This is a genomic window from Streptomyces morookaense (genome assembly GCF_013030945.1).
GTDB classification, from domain to species: Bacteria; Actinomycetota; Actinomycetes; order Streptomycetales; family Streptomycetaceae; genus Streptomyces; species Streptomyces morookaensis.
Window position 1 is genome coordinate 162,289 of record NZ_JABBXF010000006.1, and the last position, 17,121, is coordinate 179,409.

At 72.7% G+C, this 17,121-nt stretch carries 18 protein-coding genes and 1 tRNA gene; 9 read left to right on the forward strand and 10 right to left on the reverse strand.

The features are described from left to right. The first annotated feature begins 343 nt into the window (after window positions 1-343). Window positions 344-427, forward strand: a tRNA-Leu gene (locus HG542_RS03980). Between the two features lie 139 nt (window positions 428-566). Here HG542_RS03980 and HG542_RS03985 read toward each other — a convergent pair. Continuing rightward, window positions 567-2,264 carry a proline--tRNA ligase gene (locus tag HG542_RS03985; protein WP_171078601.1) on the reverse strand — a complete coding sequence of 566 codons (1,698 nt, stop codon included), beginning with the start codon at window positions 2,262-2,264 and terminating at the stop codon, window positions 567-569. Between the two features lie 116 nt (window positions 2,265-2,380). Then, window positions 2,381-3,028, reverse strand: a complete 648-nt coding sequence (locus HG542_RS03990; protein ID WP_171078602.1) for an FMN-dependent NADH-azoreductase — start codon at window positions 3,026-3,028, stop codon at window positions 2,381-2,383. Between the two features lie 102 nt (window positions 3,029-3,130). Here HG542_RS03990 and HG542_RS03995 point away from each other — a divergent pair, with 102 nt between their 5' ends. The 3 genes from HG542_RS03995 to HG542_RS04005 are packed head-to-tail and all read left to right on the forward strand — an operon-like array spanning window position 3,131 to window position 4,704. Further along, window positions 3,131-3,490, forward strand: coding sequence for a winged helix-turn-helix transcriptional regulator (locus tag HG542_RS03995; protein WP_171078603.1), 360 nt, complete (start codon window positions 3,131-3,133; stop codon window positions 3,488-3,490). 55 nt (window positions 3,491-3,545) lie between these two features. Next, window positions 3,546-4,346: a J domain-containing protein gene (locus tag HG542_RS04000; protein ID WP_171078716.1), complete on the forward strand. Its 801-nt coding sequence runs from the start codon at window positions 3,546-3,548 to the stop codon at window positions 4,344-4,346. Between the two features lie 28 nt (window positions 4,347-4,374). Continuing rightward, window positions 4,375-4,704 (forward strand): rhodanese-like domain-containing protein, encoded by a 330-nt coding sequence (locus tag HG542_RS04005; protein WP_229922651.1) that lies wholly within the window; start codon window positions 4,375-4,377, stop codon window positions 4,702-4,704. A gap of 13 nt (window positions 4,705-4,717) precedes the next feature. On the opposite strand, the gene HG542_RS04010 is transcribed toward HG542_RS04005, so the two are convergent. The 6 genes from HG542_RS04010 to paaA all read right to left on the reverse strand — a co-directional run bounded on the left by HG542_RS04010 (window position 4,718) and on the right by paaA (window position 9,560). After that, window positions 4,718-5,845 (reverse strand): acyl-CoA dehydrogenase family protein, encoded by a 1,128-nt coding sequence (locus HG542_RS04010; RefSeq protein WP_171078605.1) that lies wholly within the window; start codon window positions 5,843-5,845, stop codon window positions 4,718-4,720. 76 nt (window positions 5,846-5,921) lie between these two features. Continuing rightward, on the reverse strand, window positions 5,922-7,010 hold the full coding sequence (paaE, locus tag HG542_RS04015; protein ID WP_171078606.1) for a 1,2-phenylacetyl-CoA epoxidase subunit PaaE: 1,089 nt from the start codon (window positions 7,008-7,010) through the stop codon (window positions 5,922-5,924). After that, the gene (gene paaD, locus HG542_RS04020) at window positions 7,011-7,553 is read right to left on the reverse strand and encodes a 1,2-phenylacetyl-CoA epoxidase subunit PaaD (protein ID WP_171078607.1); all 543 of its coding nucleotides are present in this window, start codon (window positions 7,551-7,553) and stop codon (window positions 7,011-7,013) included. Continuing rightward, complete coding sequence (gene paaC, locus HG542_RS04025) at window positions 7,547-8,248, reverse strand: 1,2-phenylacetyl-CoA epoxidase subunit PaaC (protein WP_171078717.1); 702 nt, start codon at window positions 8,246-8,248, stop codon at window positions 7,547-7,549. Before paaC ends, paaD begins: the two co-directional genes overlap by 7 nt. 11 nt (window positions 8,249-8,259) lie before the next feature. Further along, window positions 8,260-8,547: a 1,2-phenylacetyl-CoA epoxidase subunit PaaB gene (gene paaB / locus HG542_RS04030; RefSeq protein ID WP_171078608.1), complete on the reverse strand. Its 288-nt coding sequence runs from the start codon at window positions 8,545-8,547 to the stop codon at window positions 8,260-8,262. Then, window positions 8,544-9,560 (reverse strand): 1,2-phenylacetyl-CoA epoxidase subunit PaaA, encoded by a 1,017-nt coding sequence (paaA, locus tag HG542_RS04035; protein WP_171078609.1) that lies wholly within the window; start codon window positions 9,558-9,560, stop codon window positions 8,544-8,546. The genes paaB and paaA overlap by 4 nt, the downstream gene beginning before the upstream one ends. A gap of 196 nt (window positions 9,561-9,756) precedes the next feature. Between paaA and HG542_RS04040 the strand changes: the two genes are divergently transcribed. The 3 genes from HG542_RS04040 to HG542_RS04050 are packed head-to-tail and all read left to right on the forward strand — an operon-like array spanning window position 9,757 to window position 12,536. Then, the gene (locus HG542_RS04040; RefSeq protein WP_229922650.1) at window positions 9,757-10,521 is read left to right on the forward strand and encodes a DUF5819 family protein; all 765 of its coding nucleotides are present in this window, start codon (window positions 9,757-9,759) and stop codon (window positions 10,519-10,521) included. Further along, on the forward strand, window positions 10,518-11,786 hold the full coding sequence (locus HG542_RS04045; protein ID WP_171078610.1) for an HTTM domain-containing protein: 1,269 nt from the start codon (window positions 10,518-10,520) through the stop codon (window positions 11,784-11,786). The genes HG542_RS04040 and HG542_RS04045 overlap by 4 nt, the downstream gene beginning before the upstream one ends. Before the next feature lie 9 nt (window positions 11,787-11,795). Continuing rightward, complete coding sequence (locus HG542_RS04050; protein ID WP_171078611.1) at window positions 11,796-12,536, forward strand: TrmH family RNA methyltransferase; 741 nt, start codon at window positions 11,796-11,798, stop codon at window positions 12,534-12,536. A 3-nt stretch (window positions 12,537-12,539) separates the two neighbouring features. Here the strand turns inward: HG542_RS04050 and paaN are convergent, their stop codons facing one another. After that, window positions 12,540-14,252 (reverse strand): phenylacetic acid degradation protein PaaN, encoded by a 1,713-nt coding sequence (gene paaN / locus HG542_RS04055; RefSeq protein WP_229922649.1) that lies wholly within the window; start codon window positions 14,250-14,252, stop codon window positions 12,540-12,542. A 137-nt stretch (window positions 14,253-14,389) separates the two neighbouring features. Here paaN and HG542_RS04060 point away from each other — a divergent pair, with 137 nt between their 5' ends. Continuing rightward, window positions 14,390-15,919 (forward strand): 3-hydroxyacyl-CoA dehydrogenase, encoded by a 1,530-nt coding sequence (locus HG542_RS04060; protein ID WP_171078613.1) that lies wholly within the window; start codon window positions 14,390-14,392, stop codon window positions 15,917-15,919. Between the two features lie 2 nt (window positions 15,920-15,921). Beyond that, window positions 15,922-16,509 carry a TetR/AcrR family transcriptional regulator gene (locus HG542_RS04065; RefSeq protein ID WP_171078614.1) on the forward strand — a complete coding sequence of 196 codons (588 nt, stop codon included), beginning with the start codon at window positions 15,922-15,924 and terminating at the stop codon, window positions 16,507-16,509. 29 nt (window positions 16,510-16,538) lie between these two features. Here the strand turns inward: HG542_RS04065 and HG542_RS04070 are convergent, their stop codons facing one another. Continuing rightward, window positions 16,539-17,063, reverse strand: coding sequence for an Lrp/AsnC family transcriptional regulator (locus tag HG542_RS04070; protein WP_373313137.1), 525 nt, complete (start codon window positions 17,061-17,063; stop codon window positions 16,539-16,541). Window positions 17,064-17,121 lie beyond the last annotated feature (58 nt).

The following is a 17,121-nucleotide window of genomic DNA, read 5'->3' on the forward strand; positions in this document are numbered from 1 at the left end:
CGGCTCAGTGTCGTTCCTGATACTGCTTACTGATCGTATCCACGCGTCGGGGAAACGGCCGGTTCCCCTTCGGCGCCAGGAGTGACGAGTGTCGCCTTCCTGCGGCGGCCCCGTCCTTCCGCTTCTCCTCACACGGATCGTAGAGGCGCCTACGAGCCAGTGTCCCGCAACCGGAGCGGTCCCCGCTCCGCCCCCGGCACCCCCGCCCGGGACCGGGGGTGTGGGCCGGGGGTGTGAAGAGACCCCGGATGACGTGCTAATGTTCTCGATGTCGGAAGGCGAGCGCGACGGAAACGAGCCGAAAGGCCCGGAGACGGAGCGGGAAGCCGGAAGACGCACCCATGCGCGGGTGGCGGAATAGGCAGACGCGCTGGATTCAGGTTCCAGTGCCCGCAAGGGCGTGGGGGTTCAACTCCCCCCTCGCGCACAGTGGGAACGGGCCGCATCGTCGAGATGCGGCCCGTTTTCGTATGCCCTTCTCCGGTGACGGAGGTGTGAGGAGCGTCTCAGGGGCGGGTCCGCCGCAGCAGGACGGTGCGGAGCCGTCCTGCTGCGGTCCGTCGCCGTCAGGATGTGAGGCGTGCGATCGCCTCGTCGGCTGTGAGCTCCTCGCGGGCGCCGGTGCGGCGGTCCTTCAGCTCGACGACGTCCTCGGCGGAGCGGCGGCCGGCGACCAGGATGCGGGGGACGCCGATGAGTTCGGCGTCGGTGAACTTCACGCCCGGCGAGACCCCGGCCCGGTCGTCGACGATGACGCGGACGCCCGCGGCGGCCAGCTTGGCGGCGACCTCCAGGGCGAACTCCGTCTGCAGGGCCTTGCCCGCGGCGACGACGTGCACGTCCGCCGGGGCGACCTCGGCGGGCCAGCACAGGCCCCGTTCGTCCGCGGTCTGCTCGGCCAGGGCGGCCACCGCGCGCGAGACGCCGATGCCGTACGAGCCCATGGTCACCCGTACCGGCTTGCCCTGCGGGCCCAGGACGTCGAGCTGGAAGGCGTCGGCGTACTTGCGGCCGAGCTGGAAGATGTGGCCGATCTCGATGGCCCGGCCGAGCTCCAGGCCCGTGCCGCAGGAGGGGCACGGGTCGCCGGACTCGACGACGGCCACGTCGAGGTACTCGTCCACCTCGAAGTCCCGGCCGCAGACGATGTTCCGGGCGTGCGTGCCGGGCTTGTTGGCGCCGGTGATCCAGGAAGTGCCGGGCGCGACGCGGGGGTCGGCGAGGTAGCGGACGCCCTGCAGGCCCTGCGGTCCCACGTAGCCGCGGACGAGGTCGGGGCGCCCGGCGAAGTCCTCGGCGGTGACCAGCTCGACGGTGGCCGGGGCGAGGTGTCCGGCCAGCTTGCCCAGGTCGACCTCGCGGTCGCCGGGGACGCCGACGGCCGTGATCTCGCCGTCGACCTTCACCAGGAGGTTCTTCAGGGTGGCGGAGGCCGGGACGCCGAGGTGGGCGGCGAGGGTCTCGATGGTGGGGGTGTCCGGGGTGTCGAGCTCCTCGGGCGCGGGGTGTCCGCCGGTGTCCGCGGGCCGCAGGGGGTGGGTCACGGCCTCGGTGTTGGCGGCGTAGTCGCACTGCGGGCAGTGGGCGAAGGTGTCCTCGCCCGCGGCCGCCGGGGCGAGGAACTCCTCGGAGGCCGAGCCGCCCATGGCGCCGGAGACGGCGGAGACGATGCGGTGCTCCAGGCCGAGACGCTCGAAGATGCGCCGGTAGGCAGCGCGGTGCAGCCGGTAGGACTCCGCCAGGCCCTCGTCCGTGGTGTCGAAGGAGTACGAGTCCTTCATCTGGAACTCGCGGCCGCGCAGCACGCCGGCGCGGGGCCGCGCCTCGTCCCGGTACTTGGTCTGGATCTGGTAGAGCATCACCGGCAGGTCCTTGTAGGACGTGCACTGGTCCTTCACCAGCAGGGTGAAGATCTCCTCGTGGGTGGGGCCGAGGAGATGGTCGGCGCCCTTGCGGTCCTTGAGGCGGAAGAGCTCGTCGCCGTACTCCTCCCAGCGGCCGGTCGTCTCGTAGGGCTCCCTGGGCAGGAGGGCGGGGAGCAGGACCTCCTGGGCGCCGATGGCGTCCATCTCCTCGCGCACCACGCGCGCGACGTTGTCCATGACCCGCTTGCCGAGCGGCAGCCAGGACCAGACGCCCGCGGAGGTCCGGCGGACATAGCCGGCGCGGACGAGCAGCCGGTGGCTGAGCGTCTCGGCATCCGCCGGGTCGTCGCGCAGTGTCTTGATCAACATGCGGGACATGCGCTGGACGGCCTCGGGCATCGTGAACTCCTGCAGGTGCTGAGAGCTTTGGGCGGATTGCCGACGAGGGTAGCCGCGCAGCAGCAGGGGGCGCCCGGGAATTCCCGGGCGCCCCCTGGCGCAGATGAGGGTGCCGGTCAGGCGGCGAGACGGGCGGCGAGGGCCTTGGCCTTGGCGGCGGCCTCCTCGTGGGCCGCGGCGCGGGAGGCGTCCGCCATGTCGATCAGGTCGGCCATCGCCGGGACGGAACGGGCCAGCGTGAGCTCGGGGGTGATGACGTCGACCTCCAGGCCGAGCAGGCCGCTGAGCACCTTCTCCAGGTACGTGGCCGCGAACTCGAAGCCCTCGCGCGGGGTGCCCGGCGCGTAGGAGCCGCCGCGGCTGGCGACGACGGTGACCGGCTTGCCGGCGACGGAGGAGTTCTCGCCGCCCGTGCGGCCCATGATGATCACGTGGTCCAGCCAGGCCTTGAGGCTGGAGGGGATCGTGAAGTTGTACATGGGGGCCCCGATGAGCACCGCGTCCGCGGCCTCCAGTTCGGCGGCCAGCTCCTCGCGCAGGGCGAAGGCGGCCCGCTGCTCCTCGGTGCGCTCGGCGGGGTCGGTGAACAGGGCGGTGACGCCGGCCGCGCTGATGTGCGGCAGCGGGTTCGCGGCGAGGTCGCGGTGGACGACCGTGCCCTCGGGGTGCTGCTCCTCCCAGGCCTTGCGGAAGGTGGCCGTGACATCGCGCGAGGCGGAGCCCTGGGGGAGGGCGGAGGAGTCGAGGATCAGCAGCGTGGCCATGGATAGCTCCGGAATGACGAGATGAAGTTCCGTACGGAACTATTGATAGCACAGGAGCTTACTTTTCCGCAGTTACCAACGGCAGGGGGGTACCCTGGGGACATGGCGGATCACGGTGAGCAGGCGTGCAAGCGCGTCGGCGAGGGCATGACGCGTGTCTTCGGGCTCTTCGGCAAGCGCTGGACGGGCCTGATCGTGGCCACGCTGCTGTCGGGGCCCGCGTACTTCGCCGATCTGCGGCGCGCGATTCCGGGCATCAGCGAGCGCATGCTCTCCGACCGGCTCACCGAGCTGGCCGCCGCCGGCCTGCTGCTGCGCGAGGTGGACGCCGGCCCGCCGCTGCGGGTCGCCTACCGGCTGACCGAGGCGGGCAAGGCGCTGGAGCCCGCGCTCAAGGAGCTCGGGCGCTGGGCGGAGCAGCACCTCGAGGACGGCAGCGGCTGTCCCGACCGGTTCCGCTGAGCCCGGCCGGAACCGTTCCCCGCGCCGGTCGGAGTGCTCGTACCCTGGGCGCGTGATGAATCCGGAGGCGGACATTTCCGAGGACCCCGCGGCGGAACGGCTGGCGCAGGCCGTGCGGGCCGCCGAGCAGGCGCTGATCGAGTTCGAGATAGCGGTGGAGACCTTCCGCGTGGAAGTCGAGAACTTCTCCCGGCTGCACCACCAGCGGCTCGGCCCGATGTATGCGCGCCTCGACGAGCTGGAGGCGCTGATCGCCGAGGCCGTGGCCGCGCGCAGCGGCAGTGCCGAGGACGTCCGGCGGGCCCGGGAGGCGCGGGCCCTGGTGCAGCCGCTGCCCGGGGTGGAGGAACTGCTCGGCGGCTGGATGGACTCCGAGGGCCTCTTCCCCGAGGCCACCGCCATGCTCACCGGGCAGTCCGTGCAGCCCCCGAAGCGGGTGCGGCCCAGCGACGAGGTGCGCCGCGCCTACCGCGAGCTGGTCCGCAAGGCGCACCCCGACCTGGCGGCCGACGAGGCGGACCGGCAGCGGCGCGAGGAGTTCCTCGTGCGCGTCAACAGTGCGTACGCGCAGGGCGACGAGGCGACGCTGCGCACGCTGGCCGCGGAGTGGGCGGCGGGCCCGGTGCCGGGGCAGCGGCGGGCGAGCCGCAGCGAGGAGCTGTACGCCCGGCTGGAGTGGCTGGCCGAGCGCAAGGAGATGCTCTCGGCGGTGGCCGCCGAGCTGGAGTCCTCCGCGATCGGCGCCATGATCAAGATGGCGCCGGACGACCCGGACGGGCTGCTCACGGAGATCGCCGACGGCCTGGTGGCGCAGATCGCCGAGCGGGAGGCCCGGCTGGCGTCGCTGGTCGGGTAGCGTCGGAGGCATGGTTTTTGGTTCCGCTGTGCCCACGGTCGGTGTCGACGCTCTGTCCGCCGGTGACTTCCTGCTCGATGTCCGCGAGGCCGACGAGTGGGAGGCCGGTCATGCCGAGGGTGCGCTGCACCTGCCGATGAGCGAGTTCGTGGCGCGGTTCGGCGAGCTGACGGAGAAGGCGCCCGAGGGCGCCCGGATCCATGTCGTCTGCCGGTCCGGCGGGCGGTCCGCGCAGGTCACCAACTACCTGGTGCAGCAGGGTTTCGACGCCGTCAATGTGGACGGCGGGATGCAGGCGTGGGCGGCCGGGGGCCGTCCGGTGGTGGACGGTTCCGGGGCGCCCGGCACCGTGATTTAGGGGGTGGCGCCCCTTACGGGGCGCAGTCGGCCAAGAGGTTGCCCAAGACCTCCTCGTGGGCGGCCGCCGGGCCCAGGGACAGTTCCAGGTGCTTGGCCCACGCGTGGTAGCGGTGCAGGGCGTAGTCCGTGTCCGCGCCGAAGCCGCCGTGCAGGTGCTGTGCGGTCTGGACGACGCGGCGCACGCCCTCCGCGGCCCAGATCTTCGCCACGGCGACGTCCGCGGCCGCCGGGAGGGCGCCTTCCGCGTCCGACTCCATGCGCCAGGCGGCCTGCCACAGGGTGGCCTCCATGGCGCGCAGGTCGATGTAGCGGTCGGCCGCCTGGACGGCCACGGCCTGGAAGGTGGCCAGGGGATGGCCGAACTGCTCGCGTTTCGCGGTGTATTCGCCCGTCAGCCGCAGCACCTCCTCGCCCAGGCCGAGCGCCAGCGCACAGGTGCCGGTCGCCAGCAGGCAGCGCAGCCATTCCCAGGCGCCCTCGGCCGTGACGATCTCTTCCTCCCCGGCGCGGACGGACTCCAGGACGACCTGTGCCGAGGGCTCGCCGCTGGTGGAGACCTGGTCGGCGAGGGCGACCCCGGGGCGGTCGGGGGGCACGAGGGCGAGGACGGTGCGTCCGTCGGCCGTATGGGCCGGGAGCAGGATCCGGTCGGCGCTGCGGGCCCAGGGCACCGCGGTCTGCAGTCCGTCCAGGAGCAGGCCTCCGCCCACCGGCCGGGCGGTGACGGCCAGTTCGGCCCCGTCATGTCCGGTGCGGCCGTGGGCGGCCACGGTCACGACGAGCTCGCCGCCGCCGATCAGCGGGAGCAGCCGGTCCGTCCCGGCGCCGCCGAACCTCCGCAGGGCCAGGGCCGCGGCGCCGGTCTCCAGCAGCGGCACCCGGGCCAGGACCTTCCCCGCCTCGCGCAGCACCAGACACAGGGCCACGGGGCCGAGCCCCGCACCGCCGTACTCGTCCGGAACGGGCAGACCCAGCAGGTCCGCCGCGGCGAGCCGGCTCCACAGTGCGCGGTCGATGTCGTCGGCGACGGCACCGGGGACGAGCGCCGGGCTGGGCACGCCGTCCGGGGTGACGTCGGAGAGGACGGCCCCGGCCGCTTCGGCGGCCGCCTGCTGTTCCTCGGTGAAGGTGAAGTCCATGGCCGCTGCCGCCTTCCGCCTCCAGGAATCTGACGGTCCGTCAAGATAGGGCAGGCGGCGGCAAGTCGGAAGCACTTCAGCTGTCGAAGTCCAGCTCCACCTCCTCCGTCACCGGGTGCGACTGGCAGGCCAGCACATAGCCGGCGGCCAGCTCCTCCTGTTCCAGGGCGAAGTTCCGGTCCATCCGCACCTCGCCGGACACCAGGCGGGCCCGGCACGTCCCGCACACCCCGCCCTTGCAGGCGTAGGGCGCGTCGGCGCGGTTGCGCAGCACCGTCTCCAGCAGGGACTCGCCGTCCTGCACCGGCCAGCTGCCGCTGCGTCCGTCCAGCGTCGCGGTGACCGTGCTGCGGTCGGGGGCGGGCGCCGCGGCGGGGCGGGCGTCCGGGGCCGGTGCGTCCGCCACGTGGAAGATCTCCTCGTGGATCCGGTCCCGCGCAACGCCCAGGCCGCGCAGGGCCCGTTCGGCGCCCTGGACCAGGCCGTACGGGCCGCACAGGAACCAGCCGTCCACGGCCTCCACCGGCAGCAGGGCGGGCAGCAGCCGGGCCAGCCGCTCCTCGTCCAGCCGCCCGGACACCGGTCCGGCCTGCTGCTCCTCGCGGGAGAGGACCTGCACGAGCTGGAACCGGTCCGGGTAGCGGTCCTTGAGGTCGGCCACCTCGTCCAGGAACATCGTCGACGCCGTCGTACGGTCGCTGCGCACCAGGGTGAACCGCGCCGCGGGCTCCCGGGTGAGCAGCGTCGAGACGATGCACAGCACCGGCGTGATCCCGCTGCCGCCGACGACCGCCGCGAACCGGCCCGGGCGCGGCTCCAGCACGAACCGCCCCGCCGGGGGCAGCACTTCGACGGTGTCCCCGGCCTTCAGCTCCTTGAGGGCGTACGTGGAGAACACGCCGCCGTCCACCAGCCGCACCGCGACCCGCAGCGCCTCCGGGCCCTCCGCACCGGGCTCGGGCGCCCGGCCGCAGATGGAGTACGTGCGGCGTATCTCCGCGCCGTCGACGGTCCGGCGCAGGGCGAGGTGCTGGCCCGGGGCGTGCCGGAAGTCCGCGCGCAGTGCGGGCGGCACGGCGAGGGTCACGGCGACCGCGTCGTCGGTGAGCGGGTCGACGGCCGTCACCTGAAGGGGGTGGAAGACGCCGTGGCGGGCCGCTGCCATCTACAACTCCTTGAAGTGGTCGAACGGTTCGCGGCATGCCTCGCAGCGGCGCAGAGCCTTGCAGGCGGTGGAGGAGAACCGGCTCAGCACGGTGGTGTCGGCGGAGCCGCAGTGCGGGCAGCGCACCGGCTCCGCCTCGTCGGCGGGGGCCGCGGTGTGCCGGGTGGGGCCCAGCTCCACGGCGACCGGCCCCGTGTCGCGGGCGCCGGGCCGGGGCGGCGCTATGCCGGACTCGGCCAGTTTGCGGCGTCCTTCGGCCGTGATGTCGTCCGTGGACCAGGCGGGGGAGAGCACGGTGCGCACGGACACCTCGGCCTGACCGTGCTCGTGCAGCACGCGCTCGATGTCCGCCGCCATGGCCTCGACGGCGGGGCAGCCGGTGTAGGTGGGGGTCAGCTCCACCTCGACGCGGCCGGGGCCGAGGACGTGCAGCCCGCGCAGGACGCCCAGTTCGGCCAGGGTGAGGACGGGCAGCTCGGGGTCGGGGACCGCTCCGGCGAGGGCCCGGAGCTCCGCTTCGAGGGGAGTGGGTGCGGTCACCATGACGCCCCCGGGTGGCTGCGGTGCAGGTGCTGCATCTCGGCGAGCATCCGGCCGAACGGCTCGGTGTGGATGCCCTGGCGCCCGGCGCCCGCCGTCCAGGCGCCTTCCCGGGGGCCCTCGGGAAGGGTCAGGCCGGCGCGGCGGAGGACATCCGTGACGTACGCGCTCCAACCGTCCTGCAGGGCGGGCCAGTCGGCGGACACGCCCTCGACCGGCTCGAAGAGCTCGCCCGTGTACCGCCAGAGGGCGTCGAGGGCGCGCTGCATCCGGGCGTGGCTCTCGGGCGTGCCGTCGCCGAGGCGGAGCGTCCAGTGTTCGGCATGGTCGAGGTGGTAGGCGACCTCCTTGACGGCCTTCGCCGCCAGCGGTGCGAACGGGCCTTCGCCGGAGGCCAGTTGGCCGTACAGCAGCTGCTGGTACGCGGAGAAGTACAGCTGGCGGGCGATCGTGTGGGCGAAGTCCCCGTTGGGCTGCTCGACGAGCTGGACGTTGCGGAAGGCGCGCTCCTCGCGGAGGAAGGCCAGTTCGTCCTCGTCACCGGCGAGGGAGAGCAGGGCGCGGGCCTGGCCCAGCAGGTCCAGGGCGATGTTGGCGAGGGCGACCTCCTCCTCCAGGACCGGGGCGTTCCCGGCCCACTCCCCCAGCCGGTGGGAGAGCACCAGGGCGTCGTCCCCCAGGGCGAGTGCGGCCGGCACGGGTACGCGGTTCACAGGTGCCGCACTCCTTCCGGGATCTCGTAGAAGGTCGGGTGCCGGTAGGCCTTGTCGGCGGCGGGCTCGAAGAACGGGTCCTTCTCGTCCGGCGAGGAGGCGGTGATCGCGGAGGACGGCACCACCCAGATCGAGACGCCCTCCGAGCGGCGGGTGTAGAGGTCGCGGGCGTTGCGCAGCGCCATCTCCGCGTCCGGGGCGTGCAGGCTGCCGGCGTGGGTGTGCGACAGGCCGCGCCTGCTGCGCACGAACACCTCCCAGAGCGGCCAGTCGGTGCCGGTCATGCCGCTGCCTCCTCGGGCTTGCCGTGGTTGTCGTGCTCGGTGTGCTCGGCGTGCTTGTCGTGGGTTCCGTGGTGTCCGTCGTGCTTCGCGGCATAGGCCGCGGCCGCCTCGCGCACCCAGGCGCCTTCCTCATGGGCCCGCCTGCGGCGCTCGATGCGCTGCTCGTTGCACGGGCCGTTGCCGCGGAGCACCTCGTGGAACTCGTCCCAGTCGATGGCGCCGAAGTCGTGGTGGCCGCGCTGCTCGTTCCAGCGCAGGTCCGGGTCCGGCAGGGTCAGGCCGAGGGACTCGGCCTGGGGGACGCAGATGTCGACGAAGCGCTGGCGCAGCTCGTCGTTCGAGTGCCGCTTGATCTTCCAGGCCATGGACTGGGCGGAGTGCGCCGAGGCGTCGTCGGGCGGGCCGAACATCATCAGGGACGGCCACCACCAGCGGTTCACCGCGTCCTGCGCCATGGCGTGCTGGGCCTCGGTGCCGCGGCTGAGGGCGAGGAGGAGCTCGTAGCCCTGGCGCTGGTGGAAGGACTCCTCCTTGCAGATGCGGATCATGGCGCGGGCGTAGGGGCCGTAGGAGCAGCGGCAGAGCGGGACCTGGTTGGTGATCGCGGCACCGTCCACGAGCCAGCCGATGGCTCCGACGTCCGCCCAGGTCAGAGTGGGGTAGTTGAAGATCGAGGAGTAGCGCTGGCGGCCCGAGTGGAGCTTGTCGAGCAGCTCTTCGCGGCCGGTGCCCAGGGTCTCGGCGGCGCTGTAGAGGTAGAGACCGTGGCCGGCCTCGTCCTGCACCTTGGCCATCAGGATCGCCTTGCGGCGCAGCGAGGGGGCGCGGGTGATCCAGTTGGCCTCGGGCTGCATGCCGATGATCTCGGAGTGGGCGTGCTGGGCGATCTGCCGCACCAGCGTCGCGCGATAGGCGTCGGGCATCCAGTCGCGCGGCTCGATGCGCTCGTCGGCGGCCAGTGCCGCATCGAACACCGCCTCCGGCGCTTGTGCGTCCGGCACCGTCGTCGTCATGCCGTGCCCCCTGGGCTCTCTCGTCCTGCTCCCTACCGACCGATCGTTCGGTTCAATGGTGGTCCGAGGGCTCGGAGGGTGTCAAGCCTGTGGATAACTCGTGCGCGCTGGGCCTCTCGGGGCGGCCTGGGTACGGTTCGGGTGCACGCCGACAGGCGGCGATCCGGGGAAGGCGCGGGGCAGCGGGGTTTCGGGGATGGACGGCAAGGCTGACGGCAGGGCTGCGGAGAGCGGCGACGAGCACGACGACGAGCGCGGCGAGGATCGCGGCGAGGAGCGTCGCGAGGAGGGCACCGGCAAGGCCGGCGGAAACGGCATCGGGCAGGGCGGGGTGGCCGGGCTGTCCCTGCCCGCCCGTGTCGTCGTCGGCGCCGCCGGCGTGGTGGTGGCCCTGGCGGCCGCCGTGCACCTGAGCATGGTGTTCCTGCACGTGGCGCCGCAGAACTCGGTGAGCAGACAGCACGCCGCGGCCATCGACGCCTACGTCTACCCCGAGTTCGAACAGAACTGGAAGTTCTTCGCTCCGAACCCGCTCCAGCAGAACACCGCCGTCCAGGCCCGCGCCGAGCTGCGTCGGCCGGACGGGAGCACCACGGTCACCCCCTGGACGGACCTCTCCGCCCAGGACGGCGCCGCCATCCTGCACAACCCGTTCCCCAGCCACACCCGCCAGAACGAGCTCCGCCGCGCCTGGGACTTCTACGCCAGTACGCACGACGCGCGCGAGCAGCCCGTCGGCCTGCGCGGACGGCTGTCCGAGCAGTACGTGCGCCGCATCGTCGTCTCCCGGCTGGGCGGTGGGCGCGACGGGCTCCCGGTCGACCGCATCCAGGTGAGATCCGTGACCGTCCCCATCGCCCCGCCGCCCTGGAGCGACGAGAAGGCCGACACCAAGCCGGTGTACCGCGTCCTGCCCTGGTGGCCGGTCACCACCGACGACCGCGCGGAGGCGGGCCGATGAGTACGACGTCCACGACCGCTCCGACGGGCTCCGCGCTGCTGCGCGGCCTCGACCGGGTCACCGGGTCGTCGCTCGGCCGCCACCAGACCGCCGTGCTGCGGATCGGCCTCTCCTTCGCCTGGGTCGGCTACCTGCTGCGCGAGTGGCCCAACCGCCGTGAGCTGTACGGGCCCGGCGCGCCGTGGAGCTGGGGCATGGCCCGCGAACTCACCGGCGACAACCATGCGTTCACCGCGCTCATGTGGTCGGACAGCACGGTGTGGTTCGAGGCCGTCTACGCGTTCGCGATCGTCAGCGGCGTGCTGCTGATGCTCGGGTGGCGTACCCGGACCATGGCCGTGCTCTCCATGATCGGGGTGCTGTCGCTGCAGAACCGCAGCGTGTTCGTGGGGGACGGCGGCGACAACGTCCTTCACCTGATGGCCCTTTACCTGGTCCTCGTCCGCTGCGGGCAGGTCTGGTCGCTCGACGCGCGGCGGGCGCGGGCCCGCCGGCCGGGCGGGGACCGGGATGTCACCGGCATCGTGCTGTGGGTGCTGTGCGGCCTTGCGCTGGCCGCGGCGCAGCTCCTCATGGACACGCGGATGACGTGGACGGACCGGGGGCCGCTGCCCGGCATCGGATGGGCGGCGGCCCTGTGGGGGCTCTGGGCCGTCCAGGCGCTGTGGTGGCTGGCCTGCCGCCGGGCGCCCGGGGAGCCGCGCACCGTGCTCGACATGATCGCCCATCTCGCGCACAACGGCGCCCTGTTGGTGATCATGGCGGAGGTCTGCCTGATCTACGCCACGGCGGGCTGGTACAAGATCCAGGGCTCGCGCTGGCAGGACGGCACCGCGCTCTTCTACCCGATGCACATCGACTACTTCTCGCCGTGGCCCTCGCTGTCGCATGCGCTGGCCGCCAGTTCGGTGGTGGTGCTGCTGCTGAGCTACGGGACGGTCGCGGTGCAGGTCGCGTTTCCGTTCACGCTGCTCAACCGGCGGGTGAAGAACGTGCTGTTGGCGCTGATGATGGCCGAGCACGTGGGGATCGCGGTGATGCTGGGGTTGCCGTTCTTCTCGTTGGCGATGGTGGTGGCCGATGCGGTGTTTCTGCCGACGGGGTTCCTGGTGCGGTTGGGGGCCGTGGTGCGGGGGTTTGTTGCACGGACCCGCCCCTTCCCGGAACCGGGGGCGCAGCCCCCGGGCCCCGGCATGGGGTCCGACGGCTGCGAGTCGTCCGTGGCCGGTCGCGCAGTTCCCCGTGCCCCTTCGGGGCGCACGTAGGCTGAACGCATGACCGAGGAACTGACCTGGCGCGCCGACGCGCCCGGCGCCGTGCTGCTCGACGGCTTTCATGCGCTCAAGCACGCCCTGCGTTTCGGGGCCGAGGTCGGGCCCGCCCTCACCACGGACAAGGCGGCCACGCTGGCGCTCGCCGGCAAGCTGGCCGAGGACCTGACGGACACCCTCGACGCCCTCCTCGTCGAGGTGCCCGCGCAGACCCTGCGCGAGCTCGTGCCCCGGGTGCACCCCACCGGGGTGGCCGCCCTGGCCGCCCGTCGTGACCGTGAGGCCAATCTGGCGGCCCTGGCGCAGCAGCCCCGCCGGGCACCCGTGGTCGTCCTGGACAACCCCCGCAACCTCGGCAACGTCGGCGCCGTGATCCGCCTGGCCGCCGGGATGGGGGCCACGGGCGTGGTCACCACCGGCGACCTCGACCCCTGGCACCCGAACGCCGTGCGCTCCGGTGCGGGGCTGCACTATGCGACGGCCGTGGAGCGGCTCCCGCTCGACGGCCTGCCGCCCGGGCCGCTGTTCGTACTGGACCCGGAGGGCGAGGACATCCGGTCCGTGCCGCTCCCCGACGACGCGCTGATCGCCTTCGGCTCCGAGCGGCACGGGATCTCGCCCGAGCTGCGGGCGAGGGCGACCCGGCTGGTCGCCCTGCCCATGCGGCCCCAGGTGTCCAGCTACAACCTCGCCACCAGCGTGGCCATGGCGCTCTTCCACTGGGGCGGCCCGGCACCCGCGTAGGGGTCACGCCTGGCGCCGCACCTCCACCATCCGGAAGCGGGAGGCGACGAACGCGCTGTCGCAGAGCACCGCGTTGGCCGCGGGGTTGCCGCCGGAGCCGTGGAAGTCCGAGAAGGCCGCCGTCTGGTTGACGTACACCCCGCCCGTGAGGTTCAGGGAGAGCTGGGCGCACTCCTCCAGGCAGGCCTCCTCCACCAGCCGCTCGACCTCCGGCGACGTCGTGTACGCGCCGACGGTCATGGCGCCCTTCTCCCGCACCGTGCGGCGCAGCAACTGCACCGCGTCCTCGGCGGAGTCGACCGCGACCGCGAAGGACACCGGCCCGAAGCACTCCGAGAAGTAGGCCGCCTCGGCGTCCGGCTTGGCGCCGTCCAGCTTCACGATCACGGGCGTGCGGACCGTGGCACCGGGGAAGTCCGGGTTGGCCAGCGTCCGCGAGGCGAGGGCGACTTCGCCGAGCCGGCCCGCGGCGTCGATCCGCTCCTTCACCTGGTCGTTGACGATGGCGCCCAGCAGGGCGTTGGCCCGGGCGTCGTCGCCGAGCAGCCCGTCCACCGCCGCGGCCAAGTCGGCCACGACCTCGTCGTACGTCTTGTGCCCGGCGTCGGTGCCGATGCCCTCGCGCGGGACGAGCAGGTTCTGCGGGGTGGTGCACATCTGGCCGCTGTAGAGGGACAGCGAGAAGGCGAGGTTGGACAGCATGCCCTTGTAGTCGTCGGTGGAGTGGACGACGACCGTGTTGACCCCGGCCTTCTCCGTGAAGACCTGTGCCTGGCGGGCGTTGGCCTCCAGCCAGTCGCCGAAGGCGGTCGAGCCGGTGTAGTCGACGATGCGGATCTCCGGGCGCACCGCAAGGGACTTGGCGATGCCCTCGCCGTCCCGCTCGGCGGCCAGCGCGACCAGGTCGGGCGAGAACCCCGCCTCCTGCAACACCTCGCGTGCCACGCGCACCGTGAGCGCCAGGGGCAGCACGGCCCGCGGATGGGGCTTCACCAGCACGGCGTTGCCCGTCGCGAGCGAGGCGAACAGGCCCGGGTAGCCGTTCCACGTGGGGAAGGTGTTGCAGCCGATGAGCAGCGAGATCCCACGCGGTACGGCGGTGAACTCCTTGCGCAGCTCCAGGGGATCGCGCTTGCCCTGCGGCTTGACCCACTCCGCGGAGCGCGGCGCCGCGCCCGTCTGTTCGGCGAGGGCGTAGACCACGGCCTCCAGGCCGCGGTCCTGGGCGTGCGGCCCGCCGGCCTGGAACGCCATCATGAACGCCTGGCCGCTGGTGTGCATGACCGCGTGGGCGAACTCGTGCGTCCGGGCGTTGATTTGGGCCAGGATCTCCGCACAGACCGCTGCCCGCGCCTCCGGCCCCGCCTCGCGCCACGCCGGCATGGCCGCACGCATGGCGGGCAGCAGGACGTCGGCGTCGGCATGCGGATACTCGATGTCCAGCGCGAAGCCGTACGGCGAGACCTCGGAGCCCGCCCAGCCGTCCGTCCCCGGCTGTTCCAGCGCGAAACGGCCGCCCCGCAGCGCCTCGAAGGCGGCCTGCCCCTCGGCCGCGTCCAGGCTGCCCGGCACCCCGTCCGCACCGTAGGCCTTCGGGTGCTCGGGGTACGGGGACCAGTAGCCGCGGGAACGGATGGTCTCCAGGGCCCGGTCGAGCGTGGGGCGGTGTTTCTCGGTCAACCGGGTCAACTGGTCGGTGCTGGGTCCGGCGGTCACGTCTGACCAACTCCTCGTCGAGTGGGCGGAGGACAAGTGGGCGGAAGACAACCCCGATGGATACAGTAACCGAACGATCGGTCGGGACAAGGGGGCCCGGCGAACCTGTGGACAACTCATCGGGGAGGATCACAGCCATGACCGCCATCGAGCCCGCCCGCACCGTTGCCGTGGTCGGTACCGGAACCATGGGCCAGGGCATCGCCCAGGTCGCCCTTCTCGCAGGGCACCCCGTGCGGCTGTACGACGCGATGCCCGGCCGCGCGGAGGAAGCGGAACGTTCCGTCAGGGCCCGTCTCGACCGTCTCGTGACCAAGGGGAAGCTCGCGGGGGCCGAGCGCGACGCGGCCGCCGCCCGGCTGCGCCCCGCCGCGCGCCTGGCGGATCTCGCGGGTCCCGCGGACCGCACGGCCCTGGTCATCGAGGCGATTCTGGAGCAACTCGACGTCAAGCAGAAGCTGTTCGGCGAGCTGGAATCGGTCGTCCCGGACGACTGCCTGCTGGCCACCAATACCTCGTCCCTGTCGGTGACGGCGATCGGCGGCGCCCTGCGCCGGCCCGGCCGCTTCCTCGGGCTGCACTTCTTCAACCCCGCCCCGCTGCTGCCGCTGGTGGAGGTCGTCCGCGGCCACGCCACCGACGCGGCCGCCGCCGAGCGGGCGCGCGCGACCGTGGCCGCCTGGGGCAAGACCCCGGTGACCTGCACCGACACCCCGGGCTTCGTCGTCAACCGGATCGCCCGGCCGTTCTACGCCGAGGCCTTCCGGGTGTACGAGGAGCGCGCCGCCGACCCGGCGACGATCGACGCCGTGCTGCGCGAGTCCGGCGGCTTCGCGATGGGCCCTTTCGAACTGACCGATCTCATCGGCCAGGATGTGAACAACTCCGTCACCCGATCGGTGCATGAATCCTTCTTCCACGACCCGAAGTTCACGCCCTCCCTCGCCCAGCAGCGGCTCGTCGAGGCCGGGCTGCTCGGGCGCAAGACGGGGCGGGGCTGGTACGACCACGCCGAGGGCGCGGAGCGGCCGCGGCCGCACACCGCCGCGCCCTGCGAGGCGCCCGGGGCCGTCGTGCTGCACGGGGAGCTGCCGCCGGCCGCCGCGGCCCTGCCGCAGCTGATCGAGGAGGCGGGCATCACCGTCGGCCAGGCACCCGGCGACGAAGAGGCCGGATATCTCGCCCTGCCCGGTGGCGTCCGGCTCGCCCTGACCGACGGGCGCGCGGCCGGCTCGGACGCGCCCGGGCCCCGCATCCATGTCGACCTCGCCCTCGACTACCGCACCTGCACCCGTGTCGCCCTCGCGCCCTCCCGCACCGCACCGGAGGCGGGCGTCCGGGCGGCCACCGGCCTGTTCCAGGCGCTGGGCAAGCAGGTGAGCGTCATCGGCGACGTGCCCGGCATGATCGTCGCCCGGACGGTCGCCATGCTCGTCGACTTCGCCCGGGACGCCGCCGGGCGCGGCGTGGCGGGCGAGGAGGACATCGACACCGCCATGCGGCTCGGCGTGAACTACCCGCGCGGCCCGCTGGACTGGGGCCGCGGCCTGGGCGACCGGTGGGTCTGCGGCTTCCTGCGGCACATGGACCGCGAGTACCCGGGCGGCCGCTACGCCGCCTGCCAGCCACTGCGCCGCCGTGCGGCCGCCGAGGGGAGCCTGCTGTAATCATGACCATGGCCAAACGCGACACCTACACGCCCGAATCGCTGCTCGCGGTCGCCGTCAAGGTGTTCAACGAGCGGGGCTACGACGGCACGTCCATGGAGCACCTGTCCAAGGCGGCCGGGATCTCCAAGTCCTCGATCTACCACCACGTCAAGGGCAAGGAGGAGCTGCTGCGGCTGGCCATAAGCCGGGCACTGGACGGGCTCTTCGCCGTGCTGGACGAACCGGGTGCGACTGCGGGGCGGGCCATCGACCGGCTCGAGTACGTCACCCGCCGCACCGTCGAGGTGCTCATCGCCGAGCTGCCGTATGTGACCCTGCTGCTGCGCGTGCGCGGCAACACGGAGACCGAGCGATGGGCCATGGAGCGGCGGCGGGAGTTCGACCACCGGGTCGCCGGGCTGCTCAAGGAGGCGGCGGCCGACGGGGACCTCCGGTCGGATGTGGACGTCCGGCTCGCGACCCGGCTGCTGTTCGGAATGATCAATTCCGTGGTGGAGTGGTATCGCCCGGAGCGGGGCGGTGCGGCCACCGCCGATGAGGTGGCCGATGCCGTTTGCCTGACGGCGTTTGCGGGGTTGCGGACCTAGGGCGGTACGCCGGGTGCGGCGGGGCGTGGCTACGGGCTGCCTTCCCCCGCCTCCAGCAGATCCGTTTCCTCGAAGACCAGCAGCGTGCGGGTGCTCAGCACCTCGTCCATGGCCTGGATCCTGGTGAGCACCAGCTCCCGCAGGGCGCGGTTGTCCTTGGTGTGTACGAGCAGCAGGACGTCGAAGTCGCCGCTCACCAGGGCGATGTGGGCCGCGCCCGGCAGGTCCTGGAGCTTCTCGCGGACCGTCCGCCAGGAGTTCTGGACGATCTTCAGCGTGATGTACGCCGACGCGCCCTGCCCGGCCCGTTCCTGGTCGATCCGCGCGCTGAAGCCGCGGATGACCCCGTCGTCGATGAGCCGGTTGATGCGGGCGTAGGCGTTGGCCCGTGAGACGTGCACGCGCTCGGCCACGGACCGTATCGAGGCCCGCCCGTCGGCCTGGAGCATCCGCAGGATCGAGCGGTCGATGTCGTCCAGGGGCCGTGCGGGAGCTCTGTTTCCCTGGGTGGCCCCGGGGAACCCGTGCGAAAAGGCCATCTGTTCGTCCGGCATACCGCCATGCCTCCCCTTCATGGACGCCCTGTGCATATCTCAGGCTGTGGAGAACCGT

Coding starts and splice junctions, on each gene's coding strand:
- HG542_RS03985 (WP_171078601.1), bottom strand. CDS start 2,264: ATGCCCGAGGCCGTCCAGCGCATGTCCCGCATGTTGATCAAGACACTG.
- HG542_RS03990 (WP_171078602.1), bottom strand. CDS start 3,028: ATGGCCACGCTGCTGATCCTCGACTCCTCCGCCCTCCCCCAGGGCTCC.
- HG542_RS03995 (WP_171078603.1), top strand. CDS start 3,131: ATGGCGGATCACGGTGAGCAGGCGTGCAAGCGCGTCGGCGAGGGCATG.
- HG542_RS04000 (WP_171078716.1), top strand. CDS start 3,546: ATGAATCCGGAGGCGGACATTTCCGAGGACCCCGCGGCGGAACGGCTG.
- HG542_RS04010 (WP_171078605.1), bottom strand. CDS start 5,845: ATGGACTTCACCTTCACCGAGGAACAGCAGGCGGCCGCCGAAGCGGCC.
- paaE (WP_171078606.1), bottom strand. CDS start 7,010: ATGGCAGCGGCCCGCCACGGCGTCTTCCACCCCCTTCAGGTGACGGCC.
- paaD (WP_171078607.1), bottom strand. CDS start 7,553: ATGGTGACCGCACCCACTCCCCTCGAAGCGGAGCTCCGGGCCCTCGCC.
- paaB (WP_171078608.1), bottom strand. CDS start 8,547: ATGACCGGCACCGACTGGCCGCTCTGGGAGGTGTTCGTGCGCAGCAGG.
- paaA (WP_171078609.1), bottom strand. CDS start 9,560: ATGACGACGACGGTGCCGGACGCACAAGCGCCGGAGGCGGTGTTCGAT.
- HG542_RS04040 (WP_229922650.1), top strand. CDS start 9,757: ATGGACGGCAAGGCTGACGGCAGGGCTGCGGAGAGCGGCGACGAGCAC.
- HG542_RS04045 (WP_171078610.1), top strand. CDS start 10,518: ATGAGTACGACGTCCACGACCGCTCCGACGGGCTCCGCGCTGCTGCGC.
- HG542_RS04050 (WP_171078611.1), top strand. CDS start 11,796: ATGACCGAGGAACTGACCTGGCGCGCCGACGCGCCCGGCGCCGTGCTG.
- HG542_RS04060 (WP_171078613.1), top strand. CDS start 14,390: ATGACCGCCATCGAGCCCGCCCGCACCGTTGCCGTGGTCGGTACCGGA.
- HG542_RS04065 (WP_171078614.1), top strand. CDS start 15,922: ATGACCATGGCCAAACGCGACACCTACACGCCCGAATCGCTGCTCGCG.
- HG542_RS04070 (WP_373313137.1), bottom strand. CDS start 17,063: ATGCCGGACGAACAGATGGCCTTTTCGCACGGGTTCCCCGGGGCCACC.